Raw genomic sequence first — 17077 nt, 5'->3', positions numbered from 1 at the left:
TCCCACAAGACGGACACGGACGGAGAGACCGCTGATGGCCACCGCACCCAAGGACCCCGCTCCCACAATCCCGCAAGGCACCGCGTACGGCCGCGGCGCGCAGCATGCGCATGACGACCTGACCAGGGTCGGCCCGGGCACGCCGATGGGCGAGCTGATGCGGCGCTACTGGCAACCGGTTCTGGCCAGCCGCAACGTCACCACCCGGCCGACGGAAGTTCGCATCCTCGGCGAGGACCTCATCATCTTCCGCGACGGCGAAGGGCGTCCCGGCCTGCTCTACCCGCGCTGCATGCACCGCGGCACCAGCCTGTTCTGGGGCCACGTCGAGGCCGACGGGATCCGCTGCTGCTATCACGGCTGGAAATTCGCCGTGGACGGGGTGTGCCTCGAACAGCCGTGCGAGCCCAACCCCCACGCCTGCCGCCCGGAGCATCGCCAGCCGTGGTATCCGGTGCGAGAGCGTTATGGCCTCGTCTGGGCCTACATGGGCCCGCCCGAGCGCATGCCCGCCCTGCCCCGCTTCGACTCCATGGAGCCGCTCGAGGACGGAGAGACGTACATGGCGTTCGACAACTCGCTCGGCAGCCACGGCGATTTCAAGGGTCCCGAGGTGGTGCCCTATTCATGGCTGCACATGAACGACAACGTGATGGATCCCTTCCACGTCCAGGTGCTGCACACCACCTTCTCGGGCACCCAGTTCGTGCGCGAGTTCGAGGTCATGCCGCGGGTCGAGTTCGACGAGATCGAAGCCGGAGTGATCTACCAGGCGCACCGCGACCTCGCCGATGGCCGCCACGTCAACCGCGTCTCGACCTGGATGATGCCCAACGTGATGTTCGTCCCCGACGTCGCCATGCGCCCCGGCCGTCCGAACGGCATCGGCATGTCGGTGCCGGTCGACGACGAGCACAGCCGCATCCTGATGGCGATGCGCGTCCCCGCCGACGCCCGCGACCGGCCGATGCGAGGTCTGGAAGCTGAGAACTTCAAGCCCTGGCACCTGCGCACCATCGAGGAGCGGCAGGACCAGCCCGGCGACTACGAAGCACAGGCCGGGCAAGGTGCCATCTCGCTGCACAGCGAAGAACACCTCGTCACCAGCGACAAGGGCATCGGCATGCAACGCCGCATGCTGAGACGGGCGCTGGAGACAGTGGCGGCCGGCGGCGATCCGCCAGGAGTCTCGTTCGACGAGGACGCGGTGGTGAGGGTGCCGAGCGGGAATTTCTTCGGCTAAAGCGACAGAATGTCTGGGAATGGGTGGCAAGCGGTCCTTAGACCCCAAGCCATTCGAGGCCGAAGGGAAGGCTTTCGGCGGCGTAATCTATTTGAAGCACTCGCCTGCTCTCCGGAACCGAAGCTGGCTCCGACGCATGAAGGATTGGCGTGGCGTAGAGCCAAACATCTCCAGCCTCGGCAACGCACGTAGCGGTGCCGCAATGCTCGACGACCTTATCGATTTCACTGACTGCGACCCGGCCCCGCTTGTGCGATCCGGGCGCAATGAGCAGTGGTGCATTCGTAGTGGGAACATCGTCAAGATGCGCCCGAAGTGTCACCATCCGGGTCAACAAGTCGAATGGTGGAGCTACATGAATCATACCGCGCTTGACTGTCCATGGGCCGAAGCCGGGAGCCTCGCGCTTCTGCATCACGCAAATGGTTCGGTCCTGATGCCACCCAAGTGACCAGTTGGTTTCTGCCGATTTGTTGAACAAGATAGCACGGACCGGTCTTGCAGCATCTCCTAATACCGAAGCCGCAACGGCACCAATGCATCCATCAATTGCGAGCAATGGCTTGAGCGCGTCGTTTCCGTGAAGGCGAAGGCCCGCTTCGTCCTGCGGAAGAGCGGAGAGTGCAGCCTCCAATTCGCGCATGCTTAGCTTGAGTGCACCCTTGAAAAGTTGGGCGCCGTCAGTGGCAAAATCTGCAATCGTTTCGGTGGCCATAGTCAGTCGAAATAGCCGGTCTCGCCGTACCGGCGCAATGTTTGCAAATGGGTCGTTTGCAGGCAGTCCGCTTACTGCCTACCCCTCGACCACCTTCACCAGCCTCCGCTCCACAGGCGCGAGCACGTTCGCCAGCTCGTGCCCGCGCTTGAGCACCTGGCCGTGTTCGCCGAAGAGGGTCCACATGCCCTGCTTGGCCCTTAGCGCGGGACGCTTTTCTAGCCGCATCTGCGGGACGTCGGCGGTGCGGCGGAAGGCGGCGAAGACCGCGCAGTCGCGCGCGAAGTCCATCGCGTAGTCGCGCCATTCGCCGGCGGCGACCATGCGGCCGTAGAGGTCGAGGATGCGGGCGAGTTCGCTGCGTTCGAAGCCGACTTGATTGGGTGGCCGCCCGGGAAAGGCGAGGATCTGACCGGCGGGCGGGAGGCCCTGCATCAGCTACCCGTCTTCTTGCGGCCGACCGGGGCCGGTTCGGGCTCCGGCAACGGCGTTCCCGTGCGCAGCTTTTCGAGCTCGGCCTGCATTACCGCCAGCCGCGCTTCGAGCTCGTCGATGCGGCGGGTGTCGGGCTCGCACGGCTCGTCGCAGGGCGTGCCGTAGGGGATGAATTCCTTGAGCCAGGTCTCGGCCGGGACCAGCGTCGAGCGGGCCTTGAGGCCGATCATCGTCGCGCCTTCAGGCACTTCGTCGGTGACCACCGCGTTGGCGCCGACGCGGGCGCGCTTGCCGACGGTGATCGGGCCAATGATCTGCGCGCCCGAGCCGATGATCACGTCATCCTCCAGCGTCGGGTGGCGCTTGCCGGCGACGCCGTTGGTCGGGTTGGTGCCGCCCAGCGTCACGCACTGGTAGATCGTCACGTTGTTGCCGATCTCGGCGGTCTCGCCGATCACCGTGAAGCCGTGGTCGATGAAGAAGTTCTTTCCGATCTTCGCGCCCGGATGGATGTCGATCGCGGTGAGGAAGCGGCTGAAATGGTTCACCGCGCGGGCGAGGAAGTACATGTCCGCCTCAAACAGCCAGTGCGCCACCCGGTGCAAGCCGAGAGCCCAGACGCCGGGATAGAGAAGGACTTCCCAACGGCTCCGCGGCGCCGGGTCGCGCGCCTTGACCGAGTCGAGGTAACTGATCAGCCGGTCGAACATAACCGCAACGATTCTCCCCCAATTTTCGCGCTAAAGCAAGCGCGGTTCATCCGGGCCTTCCACCGCCTCGAGCGCGGCACGCCACACGGCGAGCGTGGGCGGGACCTTGCGTTCGAGGCTCAGCCGGTCGATCGCTTCGACCAGCTTCTCGATGGTCAGGTAGGAACGCGAGGCGCGCGGGACAAGATAGTCGGCCGCCTCGGGCGCCAGCGGCAGGCCGCGCTCCGCCGCCAGCGACAGCATCAGCTCCGCCGCCAGCGCATCGCCGGGCTGGCCGATTTCGAGCTGCAACGCTGCGCCAAGACGGCTCCTGAGGTCAGGCAGCGCGATGTCCCACGGCGGCTCCCCGCCGACGATGAGCAGCGCGCGGCCATCCTCTTGAGCGCGGTTCCAGCGGTGGAACACCGCATCCTCGTCCATGGCCTGCGCATCGTCGAGGACATCGCCCTTGCCGCTCGCTTCGAACCAGCGCGCGAACAGCGACTTCCCCGAACGGGGCGGTCCGGTGAGAACGGCGGTGCGGAACGGCCAGTTTTCGGGCCGTTGAAGCGCTTCAATGACATGTGCATTGCCCTCGCCGAGCACGATTTTCGTCGGGCCGGCACCGGCACCACGGGTCAGCGGGAGGGCGATCTGGCTCATGGGGAAATACCTCCCCTTTCGTCATTGCGAGCGAAGCGAAATAACCCAGGGCCGCTCGGTGCTACTCTGGATTGCTTCGTCGCTTCGCTCCTCGCAATGACGAATTCGAAAAGACATAGTCTTAGCGCCGGATCGACAGCGCATTGCCGAGCGGCTGGACCTGGAACCCGCGCGAGCGCAGCGCCGTGGCGAGGTCGGAAATGTCCCCGGCGTAGGAAACGCGCATAACCGATACGCCGCCGATCGCGGTCGAACTGATTGCCGCGCCGCGCACGCCCGGCGCGCTGCGCACCAGAGTAAGCGCCTGGTCGTAGCTTGCCGCGTCGGGCGTCGCGAACTGCACGGTGTAGCTGTTGATCACCTGTGGCTGGTTCGGCGCCGGGGTCGACGGCAGCGGCTGCACCGGACCGACGACCGGCACGTCCTCGGGGTTGGCCGCCGCGCGTTCGGCCGCGCGTGCGGACTCGAGCAGCGCCTGGATCTCGGGGCTGACCTGAACCGACTGGCTCGATAGGGTCGGATCGGGTCGCAACTTGCCGTCGGCAAGCGCAGCACTGAACATCGCGTCGAAGCGGGCCACCGCGTCGTTGAGCATGGCCGGTACGGCCTGTTCGTTCGGCGCGGTCATAGTGAAGCTGCCGAGGTACAAGTCGTCGGGACCGTAGCGCGCAGTGAAGGTCCCGCGTACCGGGCCGCCGGGCCACTGCCGGTCGAGCCGCGCGACCGGAACGATGATGTCGGCGGCGCTGAATTCGTCGAGGATGTTGTTCCACCATGCCCGGCTGCGGCGGTTGACCTGGCCATAGGTCAGCAGCAGCGATTCGCCGTTCGCCCCGCTCGGGCGCACATAGTCGATGGCGCTGGTTCCGGCCTGAAAGTCGGCCCAGGCCTGCTGCCAGGGATTGCGCACCTCGTACATCGTCGCAGTGCCGCCGCCGATCAGCACCGGTAGCGTCAGCATCGGCGCGGAGTGGGCACGCTCCCCATCGCTCGCACCGAGCAGGCCGCCCGCTCGCTTGCGGTCGAAGATCACACCGAGCTTGGCGACATAGCGCCGCGGCCCAAGCGTTTCGGAATCGATGACAATGGCCGAAACCATCGATTCGAGCTGTCCGTCGGCAATCGCCGGCCCGCCGAGCTTCGCCCAAGCCTTGCGCTGGGCTTCGAGCCAGCCCTTCTGCCGCGCGTCTTCGGGATTGTTGCCGGTGACGTTGACCTCGATGCCGCTGACCGTGATGTCCGAGCTGCTCGCCACAGGGGCGATGCCGCGGTCGCCTTCGACCTGCGCCCACAGCGCGGCGGCCATGGCCAGCAGAGCCAGCGCGACGACCCCGGCAATGAGGTACAGGCGGTTGCGCTGAGGCGCGCGGTAGGGAAGGACAAGCACAGTCATTCGGGAAAACTGCCCGCCTATTGCCCAATGGCGAGTGGAAATCCAAGCGCGAAAGGATAAAGCGACTGCGATGACTACGGATAACCCCCGCGAAAACCGCTACACCTACGAAAAGGCTGGCGTCTCGATCGATGCCGGCAATGCCCTGGTCCGGGCAATCGGCCCGCTGGTCAAAGCCACCCGACGCCCTGGCGCCGACGGCGAGATCGGCGGCTTCGGCGGATTCTTCGATCCGAAGGCCGCAGGCTACAACGATCCGCTGCTGGTTGCGGGCAACGACGGCGTCGGCACCAAGCTCAAGCTGGCGATCGATCACGACCGCCATGATACGGTCGGGATCGACCTCGTCGCGATGTGCGTCAACGACCTCATCGTGCAGGGCGCCGAACCGCTGTTCTTCCTCGACTACTTCGCCACCGGCAAGCTCGAGAACGGCGTGGCCGAGCGGGTCATCGCCGGCATTGCCGAGGGCTGCAAGATCGCCGGCTGCGCGCTGATCGGCGGCGAAACCGCGGAAATGCCCGGCATGTATGCTGCGGGCGACTACGACCTCGCAGGGTTCTGCGTCGGCGCGGTCGAGCGCGGCGAGCAACTGACGGGCGAACGGGCCGCCCCGGGCCACGCGCTGCTCGGCCTCGCCAGTTCCGGCGTACATTCGAACGGCTTTTCGCTGGTCCGCCGTCTTGCCGCGGACAAGGCCTGGGACATGAACGCCGAATTCGGCGACGAGGGCTCGCTGCTCGACGCCTTGAGCGAACCGACGCGGATCTACGTAAGAACGCTTCTGCCCGTTGTGCGCGGCGGCAAGATCGACGCGCTGGCCCACATTACTGGGGGCGGCCTGCTCGAAAACATCCCTCGCGTACTGCCTGAGGGCGCGCACGCCGTAGTCGACGTCGGGAACTGGACGCGGCCGGCACTGATGGCCTTCCTGCAGTCGCAGGGCAATATCGAGCCGGCCGAAATGGCGCGGACGTTCAACTGCGGCATCGGCATGGTACTGGCGGTCGATCCCGAGCTCGCAGGCGAGGTCGTCGCCGAGCTCGAAGCAGCGGGCGAAGAAGTCGTGCGCGTCGGCGAGATAGTCGAAGGCCCGCGCGGCTGCACCGTGCGCGGCGCGGCGGGCAACTGGGGCGCCGACGAGGCGTGGGAAGCCACGCACAATGCCTAGGAATGCCCGGGTCGCGGTCATGATTTCGGGCAGCGGGACGACAATGTCCTCGCTGCTGTTCCAGTCGCGCCTTCCCGGCTGTCCCTACGAAATCGTCCTTGTCGCCAGCAACGTGCCCGAGGCGCGCGGGCTGCAGATCGCCGCCGCCGAGGGCATTGCCACCTTCGCCCACCCGCACAAGGGGTTGGAACGCGAGGCGCACGAGGCGATCATGCACGATGCCCTGAAGGCATCCGGCGCCGAATACATCGCGCTCGCCGGATACATGCGCGTGCTGACCGAAAGCTTCGTCGACAAATGGGCTGGGCGGATGGTCAACACCCACCCTTCACTTCTGCCCAAGTTCAAGGGCCTGCACACCCACGAGCGAGCGATCGAGGCGGGCGAAAGCCACGGCGGCTGTTCGGTCCACGTCGTGGTACCCGAGCTCGACGCCGGTCCGCTGCTCGGCCAGGTGGCGGTGCACATCCTGCCCGACGACACGCCCGAAACGCTTGGCGCGCGCGTGCTGATGGCCGAATACCAGCTCTACCCCCGCTGCCTCGCCGACTATGTCTCCCGCGAGAGCGATCCCGAATGGCTGGCCGAAAAGGTGCGCGAACGCGCGCTGGCGCTGCCCGAAGCCGATGAGGTCAACTCCCACGGCATGCCCTGCTTCGGCATCGTGAAGGGCAAGAAGTTCGCCTACGTCAGCCTCGACCACCACGGCGACGGCAAGACCGCGCTGCTCGTCAAGATCAGCGGGCCCGACGAACAGGCCCAGCTGATCGACATGGACGAGGAGCGCTACTACCGCCCGGCCTACTTCGGCGACGGCTGGGTCGGCATCCGCCTCGACCTCGGCGACACCGACTGGGACGGCATCGCCGAGTGGCTGCACCGCTCTTGGCGCAGTGTCGCGCCGAAACGGCTTACAGCGCTGATCGACGCCGCGGAGGCGTTCTAGCTCAGGCCTTCTTCCCGATGCCGGGAATCACCGAGCCAACCTTCTTGCGATAGTCGAGGTAGGTCTCGCCGAAGTATGCAACGAGATCGCGTTCCTCGTGCGCGATGCCGATGAAGATATAAACGGTGAAGCCAGTCGCCAGCAGCAGGTGGCTGTAGGTCATGTCGGGCGTCGCCCAGAAGGCCAGCAGGAAGCCGCTGTAGAGCGGATGGCGCACCCATTTGTAAAACAGCGGGGTGCGGAACACCGGCGGCTTCGCCTCGGTGCCGCGATAGTGGTGCCAGGCCTGCTCCAGGCCGAACAGCTCGAAGTGGTTGAGCAGGAAGGTCGTCACGAAGAGGATGCCCCAGCCCATGAAGAACACGACCCAGATCAGTGTCCGCACGGCCGGATTGCCGATCGACCACAACTGCCCGCTGAGCGGGTGCCAGAAGGCGAACAGCAGGACCAGCATCAGCGCCGTGGTGAGGCAGTAGATCGAGCGTTCGAGCGGCGCCGGAACAGTCTTCGTCCAGCGAGCCTTGAAGGCGGGACGCGCCATGACCGAATGCTGCAGGCCGAACAGCGCGATGAGGATCAGGTCGTAGACCAACGCAACCACGCTCGGCGCGTATAACCCCTTGTCGACGTGGGTCGGCAACGGCTCGAACGCGGCAACGAAGCCAATCAGGTACAGGAAGCTGGCAAAGAAGGCGAAGTAACAGGCAATCGACGCAACAAGGACTGGAACTCGGCCCATGATGGCTCTCCCCCCCGGAGCGCTGCAGGCGCGCAGCAGACCCCTGAGGTTACCATCAATCAGGGTGATGGGCAAAATGGCGCCCTCGCGCTCCGCTGTCAGGAAGTGACTGTCGCGTATTCGAACAGGCGGATCGTGTCGTTGGCGCGATAGTTCCGCCAGTAGCTGATCCGGCCCCCGGCAAAATCCAGCCGCCAGGCGGAAATGGTCGAGAATCGCGCCACTTTCGATGTGGTCACGCCGTTCATCACCACCACGTTGCCGGACACGTGATAGTCGTTCACCTCGAATTGGAAATCGGGCGCGTCAGCCACAAGTCGCTCCATTGCGGCGATGAAACGGTCGGCCCCGTCGATCTCGTTCCCTTCGGCGTCGAGGTAATGGAAATCGTCGTCCGCTAGCGCACGAAAATCGTCCCAGCGCCGCTCGTTCATCGCGGAAAAGCTCGCCTTCGCAACGGTCATCGGCGCCTTGCGGGAGATCAGGTTGTTGAGTGCGCGACCAAACGGCATTTGTCGATTGTAAGCTGTCGCGCGAGTTTTCCCCAACGAAACGAAAGGGGCCGCCGGATCGCACCGGCGGCCCCCAATCATCGCGTTGCAGTCACTTAGAACTTGTAACCGAACGTCATTCCGTAGGTGCGTGGCGGCATCAGCGTTCCGCCGATCGTACGGCTGGTAGAGACCGAGAAGCTGCCGGCCCAGACCAGTTTGTCGAGGATGTTCTTCATGAAGAAGTTCGCCGTCCAGTCGCGGTCGGGCGAGGTGTAGAGGATGTTGGCATCCCACATCACGTAACCATTCTGCGACAGGCGCTCGTCGTTGAACTCGGTATGATACTGCTTGGAGCGGTAGGCGAAGTTCGTCCCGAAGGCGAGCGAACCCGTCTGGCCGAGATCCAGCTCGTAGTTCGGGTTGAGGTTTACGCTCCACTTCGGCGACATGCGGGTCGCATTGCCCGACAGGTCGCTGTCCTGAACCGCCGCGCCGCCAGGTCCGAACAGGGCCGGATCGAGCGGGTCCTTCGAGAAGAACTTGGTGAACTCCGAGTGGAGGTAACCGACCATGGCGTTAAGCGTGAACTCGCTTGTCGGGCGCCACAGCAGCTCGACGTCGACGCCGTAGGCTTCGCTTTGCGCGGCGTTGGTCAGCGTGCTGGTGAAGAACGGCGGCGCCGGGATCGGGCGGGTGAGCGAGAACTGCCCGTCCTTCAGCGTCTGGTAGTAAGCCGCCAAGTTCAGGTCGATCGTGCCGCCGCTGATCTTGGTGCCCAGTTCGAAGGCCTCGACCTTTTCCGGGTTGACGAACGGCAGCGGCTGGGTCGGCGAGAGCTTGCGCGTTGAGCCGATCTCGGCCGTGCCGCTCTTGAAGCCGCGCGACCAGTTTCCGTAGATCAGCAAGTCGTCGTTCGGGCGGAATTCGACACCGAGCGAGGGCGAGAAGTCGTCCCAGCTCTTGCTGTCGTCCCACTGCAACGCGTCGAGCGCAAAGCCCGCGGCTGCCGTGCCGATGCCGGCCTGGTTGGCCAGGTGCCGCTTTTCGGAGCTGTAGCGACCGCCCGCCTTGACCGCGAACTGGTCGCTGAGGTCGTAGGTGAAGTTGGCGAACAGCGCCCAGGCCTTCACGTCGAGCGTGCCGTCGAACTGCACGCGGAACGGATCGGTGTTCTGCAGCACGTCGTAGCCGATGTGGTTTTCGACCCGGATGTGTTCGTCGAGATAGAACCCGCCGATCAGGCCGTAGAGCGATCCGAAGTCGAGGTTGGCCTGCAGTTCCTGGCTGAACTGGTTCTCGAACACCGGCTGCCAGTGGTTGGCGCTGGTCTGGAAAGGACCGGTCTGCGCCAGCGGGTAGCCGAGGTAACTCGACATGTCGAAGTCGTGGAAGAAGATCGCGTCGAACTTGCGGTACGAGGTCAGCGACTTGATCGTGACTTCGTCGCTCGCATCGATGGTGATCGCGCCGGTCAGCGCCCACTGCTCGCGGTCGTTGATCGGATCGAAGTTGGTGTTGAGGTTGCGCGGATTGCTCGCGAACGCCACCGGCGAGCCGTTGGCATTGCTGCGCTGGCCGAGCGCGCTCAGGCCGTCGTTGGCGGGATTGGAATCGTCGAGGACGCCGGGGAACGAAACCTCACGGAACTTGATCGCCAGCGAACGATCATCTTCCGAGTGGTATTCGCCGGTCAGCAGGATGTCGACGTTCTCGCTCGGCAGGAACTCGAGGTGACCACGGACCGACCACTGGTTGGCATCGTCGATATCGTGCCCGGTGTATTCGTTGATGCCGTAACCGTGGCGCACCAGGCGCTGGACGGCGAGACGGGCGCGGACGTTATCGGAGATCGGACCGCCGACAGCGCTTTCGGCCAGGACGTTGAGATCGGGACCGCCGACGGTAAGCCGGGCATAGCCATCAAGGTAGGCCGTCGGCTTGGCGGTGATCAGGTTGACCGCGCCGCCGGTGGCATTGCGCCCGTAAAGCGTGCCCTGCGGGCCGCGCAGCACTTCGACCCGCTCAAGATCGAACAGCGAGCCGAGCTGGGCCTGCGCCAACGAGACGACCACGCCGTCGACGTGAAGCGCGACCGACGGATCGACGCCCGGCAGCGAGCTGGACAGGCCGATGCCGCGGATGAACAGCTTGGCGAAGTTGAAGTCGTTGCCGAAGCTGATGCTCGGCGCGAGGTTCTGCAGGGCCTCGATGTTGACGATGTTGTTCTCGGCGAGCTGGTCGGCGCCGATCGCCGAGACCGACAGCGAAACGTCGGACAGCGACTGTTCGCGCTTCTGCGCCGTGACGATGATGTCGTTGCCGTACTCGGCCTGTTCGGCTTGCTCCTCGTCCTGCGCGAAAGCGGCGGACGGCATGATTACGACAGCGAGAGCTAAGGCTGCGCTCGTCGAAAGCAGGCGAGCAGGACTTTTGCTGGTGACAGCCATTTCAGATTCCTCCCTTGACCAGACAGTCTGTCTGTCTCGGTGAGTGCGCTGCCCCAAGGAGGACTAGGCAGCAACGCACATTTCGGGCAAAATATTGCACTTTTCAGTCACGAGAGGGGGTGTTGCAGAAATGTCAGAGTCGTCCGAAGTGCGCCGTTTCACCCTCTATGGCGAAGCGACGGTCCGGCAGGAGCCGGATTGGGCGCACATCGAGCCGATCGGCACGCGCGCCCCGCTGCACGACTGGACCATCGCACCGCACCGCCATCCCGACATGCTGCAATTGATGCTGTTCGAGGAAGGCAAGTGCGTGCTGCACGCCGACGGCGAGGAATTTCCGCTCGAACCCCCGACGCTGGTTTACGTGCCGTGCGACGCGCCGCACGGATACCGGTTCCAACCCGGCGCCGAAGGCTGGGTCCTCTCGGTCTCGCGCGAGCAGCTCGAACTTCCGGCGATTGCCTTCACCATCGAGGAAGGATTGTCCGGACGCACGCGGCTGGGATTCCTGCCGATGGAGCCGAATTCGCATCACCTTTCGATGTTGCGCCACTTGTTCGCTGATATCGTCCGCCGGCGGCGGCATGGGAGCATCGTCGTCGACGCGGGACTCTACGCCAATCTCAGCCTGATTTTCTCTCTGGTAGAAGAAATGCTGGCCCCCTCGGCGCACCCGTCGGACGACACCGGGCCGCGCCATGCCCTCTACCGCCGGTTCCTGACGCTGGTGGAGGAGCGCTTTCGCAGCGGGCTGAACGTGGCCGAATATGCCGACCTGCTCGGTTGCAGCCAGGCTACCCTCAATCGCACCTGCCGCGAGAATTCGGGCGAAGCGCCGCACGAGCTTATCGCCAACAGGAGGATGCTGGAGGCGCGCCGCGCGCTTTCGCTCACCCGGGCAAGCGTCAAGCAGGTCGCCAACGACCTGGGCTTCGACGATCCGGCCTATTTCGCGCGCGCGTTCCGGCGCCACGCCGGGATGACGGCGCGCGAATTTCGGCAGTCGAGGATGCGTCCGATGCCCGAAGGCATCGACGCCGATGCGGGTTAGCCGACGACTTCTTCGGGCTTGAAGAAGAAGTCGATTTCGATCTTCGCGTTCTCTTCGCTGTCCGAACCGTGCACCGAGTTGGCCTCGATGCCTTCGGCGAAGGTCTTGCGGATCGTGCCTTCGGCGGCGTCGGCCGGGTTGGTCGCGCCCATCACGTCGCGATTGCGCTTAACCGCATCCTCGCCCTCGAGCACCTGAACCACGACCGGGCCGCTGGTCATGAAGTCGCACAGCTCGCCGAAGAAGGGGCGTTTCTTGTGCACCGCGTAGAAGCCTTCGGCCTGGTCGCGGGTCATGTGGATGCGCTTCGAAGCGACGACGCGCAGGCCGGCTTCTTCCAGCATCTTGGTGATGGCGCCGGTCAGGTTGCGACGGGTGGCGTCGGGCTTGATGATCGAGAATGTGCGGGTGACCGCCATGGGATTATCCTTGCGAACGAATGTTGGGGAAATTGGGCGCGCCCCTAGCGCCGCCTTGCATGGGGCGCAAGGGTCAGACCTTCCTGACCCACTTCCCTTCCTCCTGCGCGAAGTAGCGGCGCTCGATCCCGTCGCGCTCGCCAAGCTCGCGCCAGACTGCCCGAGCCGCATCGAGGGTGACCTCGTCGAACAGGAATATAGTGCGCTCCAGCTTCAGCCCCTCGTCGCGCCATTGGCCATCGGCAATCACCGCGATTCCTGCGCCGTTGACCGGGGCGCATTCGGAGGAAAGCAGGATCGGCTGGCGTTCGGCGTGACCATCGGCAGCATCGCCGTTGGCGAGAAAGGCTTCCGGCTTGTGCTCCCACAACGCCAGGCTCGTCGCCTTGCGCCGCTCGGCATCGGCATCGACCACCAGCAGCCGGTCCCCCGTCCTGCGCGTGCGCTCGGCGATCATCGCCACGACGCGCTCGATCGAGCCGGAAGACCGCTGCCAGAAGTCGAGTTGCACGGACTAACCTGCCTGATGATCGTAATTGCGAGGGGCCACAGGCCCCGCGGCAATCCAGGGCGCCACACGGTACCTCTCTGGATTGCTTCGTAGCTTCGCTCCTCGCAATGACGACATAGGGTTTCCTAACCCTCCAGCACGTTGCGGACGTAGGTGTCGATCAGGCGCACGCCGTAACCGGTCGCGCCCTTGCCCCAGGTCTGGCCAGGCTTGTCGGCCCAGGCCATCCCGGCGATGTCGAGGTGCGCCCACGGCGTGCCATCCACGACGAAGCGCTGCAGGTACTGCGCGGCGGTGATCGAACCGGCGTAGCGCGGGCCGACGTTTTTCATGTCGGCGATCGGGCTGTCGATCAGCTTGTCGTATTCGGGCGAGAGCGGGAAACGCCACAGTTTGTCGCCGCTTTGCTTGCCGGCCTTGAGCAAGTTGTCGGACAGGGTGTCGTCGTTCGAGAACAGGCCAGCGTGCTCGTGCCCGAGCGAGATGATCATCGCCCCGGTCAACGTGGCGAGGTCGACCACGGCGGCGGGCTTGAACTCCTTCTGCGCCCACCACATCGCGTCGCACAGAACCAGCCGCCCTTCGGCGTCGGTGTTGATGACTTCGACCGTCTGGCCGCTCATCGTGGTGACGATGTCGCCCGGACGCTGGGCATTGCCGTCGGGCATGTTCTCGACGAGGCCGCACACGCCGATGACGTTGGCCTTGGCCTTGCGTCCGGCAATCGCGAGCATGGCCCCCGCAACCGCACCGGCGCCGCCCATGTCCCACTTCATGTCTTCCATGCCCGCCGGCGGCTTGAGCGAGATGCCGCCGGTATCGAAGGTCACGCCCTTGCCGACGAATACGGTCGGCGCGGTGCCCTCCTCGCCGCCCATCCACTTGATGACCAGCAAGCGCGCATCGCGGATCGAGCCCTGCGACACGCCGAGCAGCGCCCCCATGCCGAACGCGCGCATCTCGTCCTCGCCGAGGAACGAAACCTCCGCACCGGTACCTTCGAGGCGCTTGCTGACGCGTTCGACGAAGGTTTCGGGATAGATCACGTTAGCCGGCTCGGCGACCAGTTCGCGGGTCAGCTCAACTCCGGAAGCGACCGCCTGCTCGACTTCCCACGCCGCTTCGGTCCCCGCAGGCGCACCAATCACCACGACCTCGGCGAGCGTCACCTTCTGCTCGTCCTTCATCTTGGTGCGGTAGACGTCGTAGCGCCAGGTACGCAGGCGCAGCCCGGTCAGCACTGCAGCGACAGCGGCGGCATCGAGCCCGCCGCCCGATACGTCGAGCGCCAGCGCGGTTTCACCACTCGTCATGTAGCGCGCGGCGAGCGCGGCGCCGGCCTTTTCGAGCGCCGCATGGCACCCCTCGGCATCGGCCTTGCCCGCCCCGACGAGGACCTGGCGCACCACGCGACCGTCGCTTTCGGCGAAGCTTTCGAACAACTGACCCGGCTTGCCGGTGAAGCGCGCCGCCGCGGCGCCTTCGCTGTCGCTGCGCGACAGGTCGGACGGCAGGGAATCCTGGTCGACGACCCGCGCGACGAGGCGCGGCGTGCTGGAATCGGCGGAAGCGGCGAACGTAATCTGCATGGTCTCTCCGGTAAATCATTGGCCCGTCGCGACTTGGCGCGCGGCCTGAATGTGGATGGCGTTGCAGTTAGAGAGCGGCGGTGCGATAGGCAAGCCATGCTCCCCGACCGGCAGCCTCCGCTGCAAGCCACCCCTCGCCGCTTGCCCGCAATCCGTTCGGGAACCGCCATTGCCCTGGCTATTGCCCTTGCATGGCCGACGCTGGCCGCGGCGCAGGATGAGCCTGCCGACGAGGATAAAACCGCACCGCAAGACCCGCTTGCCGCACGTCCGGCGGAGAACGAAGCCTTCCCCGCACCCGCTCCCGAATTCAACGCCGCCAGCGAACGCCAGATCGCCTTCGAGGCCGACACGATAGCCTATGACAACGACGGTGACACCGTCACCGCTTCGGGCGACGTCCTGCTGCGGTCCGGCGACCAGTCAGTGCGCGCCGACGCGGTGACCTGGAGCCAAATGACCGGCGAGATTGTCGCGACCGGAAGTGTCCGGCTGGTCGACGAGGACGGTAACCAGCTGTTCACCGACCGTCTGACGCTGACCGAGGAACTCAAGGCCGGGGCAATGGAAAACCTGCTGTTGGCCCTGCGCGCCGGCGGCCGGCTCGCCGCCGAGCAGGGCGTGCGCGACGATGCCGGCAACGTCGTCCTGAGCCGAGCCGCCTATTCGGGCTGTGCGGTGACGAGCGAAGAAGGCTGCCCGAAGGACCCGAGCTGGCGCATCACCGCCGAGCGCGTGACCTACAATGCCGAGGCCAAGACGATCCGCTTCAAGGGGGCCTTCCTCGAAGTCTTCGGTGTCCGCGTGCTGCCGCTTCTCGCGCTCAGCCTGCGCACCGACGGCGGCGCCAAGTCGGGCTTCATGGTGCCCGACTTCGGCTATTCCAGCTCGAACGGCCTGGAGGCCGGCGAAGCCTTCTACCTCCGGCTGGCAGACAACCGCGACCTCGAAATTGCGGCGCGGATCTACAGCCTGACCGCACCGATGGTTTCGGCCAGGTACCGGGCACTGACCAGCACCGGCGCCTACCAGATCACCGGCTATGGCACCTTCGGGTCGCGCCTGCCGATCGGAGCCACTACACCCACGGAGCAGAACGATTTTCGCGGTTATTTCGCCGCCAACGGCCGCTTCCAGCTCGACCCCTTCTGGAGCCTGTCGAGTTCGGCCCGCGTGGCCACAGACCGCACCTTCCTGCGCCGTTACGACATCAGCCGGGACGACCGCCTGCGCTCGACCGTCAACCTCGAACGAATCGACGACGATTCGTATTTCTCGCTTTCGGGGTGGGCGACGCAGGTCCTGCTGACCAAGCAGAGCCAGGGGCAGGTACCAATCGCCGTCCCGGTGATCGACTATCGCCGGCGGCTTTCCGATCCGCTGCTCGGCGGCACGGTCGAACTGCAGGCCAATACTCTCGCCATAGCCCGGACTTCCGGTCAGGACACCCAGCGCGGCTTCGCCGGCGCCAAGTGGGACCTGCGCCGCGTGACCTCGCTCGGCCAGGAACTGACTCTAACTGCGTTGCTGCGCGGCGACGTCTACCATTCCGACGAAAACGCCCTGTCGCGCACCGCGCTCTATCGCGGCACGCCGGGCTGGGAGGCTCGCGGAGTAGTCATCGGGGCGGTCGACCTGAAATGGCCGTTCGTCGGCGAGCTGCTCGGCGGGACGCAGGTCTTCACCCCACGTCTCCAATTCGTAGCCAGCCCGGAAATCCGCAATCTGGCAATCCCCAACGAGGATGCGCGTGCCATCGATCTCGAGGACAGCAACCTCTTCGCGCTCAACCGCTTCCCCGGATACGACCGGGTCGAGGACGGCGTACGCGTCACTTATGGTGCCGACTGGTCGCTCGACCGGCCCGGCTGGCGAATACGCTCCACCATCGGCCAGTCCTACCGCCTGAGCGACAAACCGACCCTGTTCCCCGACGGCACGGGCCTCAACGAGCAATGGTCGGACTTCGTCGGCCGGACCGAGGTGAGGTACCGCGACTTCATCAGCCTGACCCACCGCTTCCGGCTCGACAAGGACAACCTGGCGGTACGCCGCAACGAGATCGACATGACTCTCGGCAGCGACAGCACCTACCTCGAGGTCGGCTATCTGCGGCTCAACCGCAATATCGACCTGACGTTCGAGGATTTGCAGGACCGCGAAGAGCTTCGTGTCGCGACGCGCATCGCCTTCGCCCGCTACTGGTCGATGTTCGGATCGGCGGTGGTCAACCTGACCGACCGGCGCGAAGACCCCAACCTGACCTCGGACGGGTTCGAGCCGCTGCGCACGCGCCTGGGCATCGCCTATTCCGACGATTGCCTCGAATTCGGCGTTACCTGGCGGCGCGACTACGTGACCATCGCCGACGCCAGGCTGGGCAACTCATTCGCGGTGTTCTTCTCGCTCAAGAACCTCGGGCTGCAGTAAGCTTTCCACCGGGCGCGCGGCGGACGTTGGCAGCCACGGGCAAACGCGCTATCGGCCACACGCTCAGGTTCGGTTCAGCCGATATTCGGCATCCGGCCGCCGAACTCATGGCGCCGCAGGGCGTCCTTGCGAGGAACGATAC

Annotated in this window: 16 protein-coding genes; 5 read left to right on the top strand and 11 right to left on the bottom strand. The window is 65.3% G+C overall.

Annotated features, from left to right (window positions below):
• Positions 1-34: 34 nt before the first annotated feature.
• Positions 35-1243: a Rieske 2Fe-2S domain-containing protein gene (locus tag GRI89_RS01990; protein WP_159791668.1), complete on the top strand. Its 1209-nt coding sequence runs from the start codon at positions 35-37 to the stop codon at positions 1241-1243.
• Positions 1244-1280: 37 nt separating this feature from the next.
• On the opposite strand, the gene GRI89_RS01985 is transcribed toward GRI89_RS01990, so the two are convergent.
• The 5 genes from GRI89_RS01985 to GRI89_RS01965 form a co-directional block, all read right to left on the bottom strand.
• Entirely contained in the window at positions 1281-1958 is a 678-nt protein-coding gene (locus tag GRI89_RS01985) for a phytanoyl-CoA dioxygenase family protein (protein ID WP_159791666.1), read from the bottom strand.
• A 78-nt stretch (positions 1959-2036) separates the two neighbouring features.
• Positions 2037-2393, bottom strand: coding sequence for a DUF2794 domain-containing protein (locus tag GRI89_RS01980; RefSeq protein ID WP_159791664.1), 357 nt, complete (start codon positions 2391-2393; stop codon positions 2037-2039).
• Complete coding sequence (epsC, locus tag GRI89_RS01975) at positions 2393-3103, bottom strand: serine O-acetyltransferase EpsC (RefSeq protein ID WP_159791662.1); 711 nt, start codon at positions 3101-3103, stop codon at positions 2393-2395. The genes GRI89_RS01980 and epsC overlap by 1 nt, the downstream gene beginning before the upstream one ends.
• Before the next feature lie 30 nt (positions 3104-3133).
• Complete coding sequence (locus GRI89_RS01970; protein ID WP_159791660.1) at positions 3134-3745, bottom strand: P-loop NTPase family protein; 612 nt, start codon at positions 3743-3745, stop codon at positions 3134-3136.
• A 121-nt stretch (positions 3746-3866) separates the two neighbouring features.
• Positions 3867-5138 carry a heavy-metal-associated domain-containing protein gene (locus GRI89_RS01965; RefSeq protein WP_201290847.1) on the bottom strand — a complete coding sequence of 424 codons (1272 nt, stop codon included), beginning with the start codon at positions 5136-5138 and terminating at the stop codon, positions 3867-3869.
• Between the two features lie 70 nt (positions 5139-5208).
• Here GRI89_RS01965 and purM point away from each other — a divergent pair, with 70 nt between their 5' ends.
• On the top strand, positions 5209-6309 hold the full coding sequence (gene purM, locus GRI89_RS01960) for a phosphoribosylformylglycinamidine cyclo-ligase (RefSeq protein ID WP_159791658.1): 1101 nt from the start codon (positions 5209-5211) through the stop codon (positions 6307-6309).
• Positions 6302-7255, top strand: coding sequence for a phosphoribosylglycinamide formyltransferase (gene purN, locus GRI89_RS01955; protein ID WP_159791656.1), 954 nt, complete (start codon positions 6302-6304; stop codon positions 7253-7255). Before purM ends, purN begins: the two co-directional genes overlap by 8 nt.
• Before the next feature lies 1 nt (position 7256).
• On the opposite strand, the gene mddA is transcribed toward purN, so the two are convergent.
• The 3 genes from mddA to GRI89_RS01940 all read right to left on the bottom strand — a co-directional run bounded on the left by mddA (position 7257) and on the right by GRI89_RS01940 (position 10863).
• Positions 7257-7994, bottom strand: a complete 738-nt coding sequence (gene mddA, locus GRI89_RS01950; RefSeq protein ID WP_159791654.1) for a methanethiol S-methyltransferase — start codon at positions 7992-7994, stop codon at positions 7257-7259.
• Positions 7995-8092: 98 nt separating this feature from the next.
• The gene (locus GRI89_RS01945; RefSeq protein WP_159791652.1) at positions 8093-8506 is read right to left on the bottom strand and encodes a nuclear transport factor 2 family protein; all 414 of its coding nucleotides are present in this window, start codon (positions 8504-8506) and stop codon (positions 8093-8095) included.
• 95 nt (positions 8507-8601) lie between these two features.
• Entirely contained in the window at positions 8602-10863 is a 2262-nt protein-coding gene (locus GRI89_RS01940; RefSeq protein WP_159791649.1) for a TonB-dependent receptor, read from the bottom strand.
• 202 nt (positions 10864-11065) lie between these two features.
• Between GRI89_RS01940 and GRI89_RS01935 the strand changes: the two genes are divergently transcribed.
• A complete protein-coding gene (locus tag GRI89_RS01935; RefSeq protein ID WP_159791647.1) occupies positions 11066-11986 on the top strand; it encodes a helix-turn-helix domain-containing protein in 921 nt (306 codons plus the stop codon).
• On the opposite strand, the gene ndk is transcribed toward GRI89_RS01935, so the two are convergent.
• The 3 genes from ndk to GRI89_RS01920 all read right to left on the bottom strand — a co-directional run bounded on the left by ndk (position 11983) and on the right by GRI89_RS01920 (position 14505).
• Positions 11983-12405: a nucleoside-diphosphate kinase gene (gene ndk / locus GRI89_RS01930; protein ID WP_159791645.1), complete on the bottom strand. Its 423-nt coding sequence runs from the start codon at positions 12403-12405 to the stop codon at positions 11983-11985. The two genes, GRI89_RS01935 and ndk, sit on opposite strands and share 4 nt — an antisense overlap.
• Before the next feature lie 73 nt (positions 12406-12478).
• The gene (locus GRI89_RS01925; RefSeq protein WP_328598033.1) at positions 12479-12916 is read right to left on the bottom strand and encodes a DNA polymerase III subunit chi; all 438 of its coding nucleotides are present in this window, start codon (positions 12914-12916) and stop codon (positions 12479-12481) included.
• A gap of 125 nt (positions 12917-13041) precedes the next feature.
• The gene (locus GRI89_RS01920; protein WP_159791643.1) at positions 13042-14505 is read right to left on the bottom strand and encodes a leucyl aminopeptidase; all 1464 of its coding nucleotides are present in this window, start codon (positions 14503-14505) and stop codon (positions 13042-13044) included.
• Positions 14506-14601: 96 nt separating this feature from the next.
• On the opposite strand from GRI89_RS01920, the gene GRI89_RS01915 reads away from it, so the two are divergent.
• Positions 14602-16935, top strand: coding sequence for an LPS-assembly protein LptD (locus GRI89_RS01915; RefSeq protein WP_159791641.1), 2334 nt, complete (start codon positions 14602-14604; stop codon positions 16933-16935).
• Positions 16936-17077 lie beyond the last annotated feature (142 nt).

The organism is Croceibacterium salegens (assembly GCF_009827435.1).
GTDB classification, from domain to species: domain Bacteria; phylum Pseudomonadota; class Alphaproteobacteria; order Sphingomonadales; family Sphingomonadaceae; genus Croceibacterium_B; species Croceibacterium_B salegens.
The sequence above is the reverse complement of the archived record's forward strand: the minus strand, read 5'-3'. Positions and strand labels throughout refer to the sequence as shown.

Excerpts from the sequence above, each read along its gene's own strand:
- GRI89_RS01990 (WP_159791668.1), top strand. The coding sequence starts at position 35 with ATGGCCACCGCACCCAAGGACCCCGCTCCCACAATCCCGCAAGGCACC.
- GRI89_RS01985 (WP_159791666.1), bottom strand. The coding sequence starts at position 1,958 with ATGGCCACCGAAACGATTGCAGATTTTGCCACTGACGGCGCCCAACTT.
- GRI89_RS01980 (WP_159791664.1), bottom strand. The coding sequence starts at position 2,393 with ATGCAGGGCCTCCCGCCCGCCGGTCAGATCCTCGCCTTTCCCGGGCGG.
- epsC (WP_159791662.1), bottom strand. The coding sequence starts at position 3,103 with ATGTTCGACCGGCTGATCAGTTACCTCGACTCGGTCAAGGCGCGCGAC.
- GRI89_RS01970 (WP_159791660.1), bottom strand. The coding sequence starts at position 3,745 with ATGAGCCAGATCGCCCTCCCGCTGACCCGTGGTGCCGGTGCCGGCCCG.
- GRI89_RS01965 (WP_201290847.1), bottom strand. The coding sequence starts at position 5,138 with ATGACTGTGCTTGTCCTTCCCTACCGCGCGCCTCAGCGCAACCGCCTG.
- purM (WP_159791658.1), top strand. The coding sequence starts at position 5,209 with ATGACTACGGATAACCCCCGCGAAAACCGCTACACCTACGAAAAGGCT.
- purN (WP_159791656.1), top strand. The coding sequence starts at position 6,302 with ATGCCTAGGAATGCCCGGGTCGCGGTCATGATTTCGGGCAGCGGGACG.
- mddA (WP_159791654.1), bottom strand. The coding sequence starts at position 7,994 with ATGGGCCGAGTTCCAGTCCTTGTTGCGTCGATTGCCTGTTACTTCGCC.
- GRI89_RS01945 (WP_159791652.1), bottom strand. The coding sequence starts at position 8,506 with ATGCCGTTTGGTCGCGCACTCAACAACCTGATCTCCCGCAAGGCGCCG.
- GRI89_RS01940 (WP_159791649.1), bottom strand. The coding sequence starts at position 10,863 with ATGCCGTCCGCCGCTTTCGCGCAGGACGAGGAGCAAGCCGAACAGGCC.
- GRI89_RS01935 (WP_159791647.1), top strand. The coding sequence starts at position 11,066 with ATGTCAGAGTCGTCCGAAGTGCGCCGTTTCACCCTCTATGGCGAAGCG.
- ndk (WP_159791645.1), bottom strand. The coding sequence starts at position 12,405 with ATGGCGGTCACCCGCACATTCTCGATCATCAAGCCCGACGCCACCCGT.
- GRI89_RS01920 (WP_159791643.1), bottom strand. The coding sequence starts at position 14,505 with ATGCAGATTACGTTCGCCGCTTCCGCCGATTCCAGCACGCCGCGCCTC.
- GRI89_RS01915 (WP_159791641.1), top strand. The coding sequence starts at position 14,602 with ATGCTCCCCGACCGGCAGCCTCCGCTGCAAGCCACCCCTCGCCGCTTG.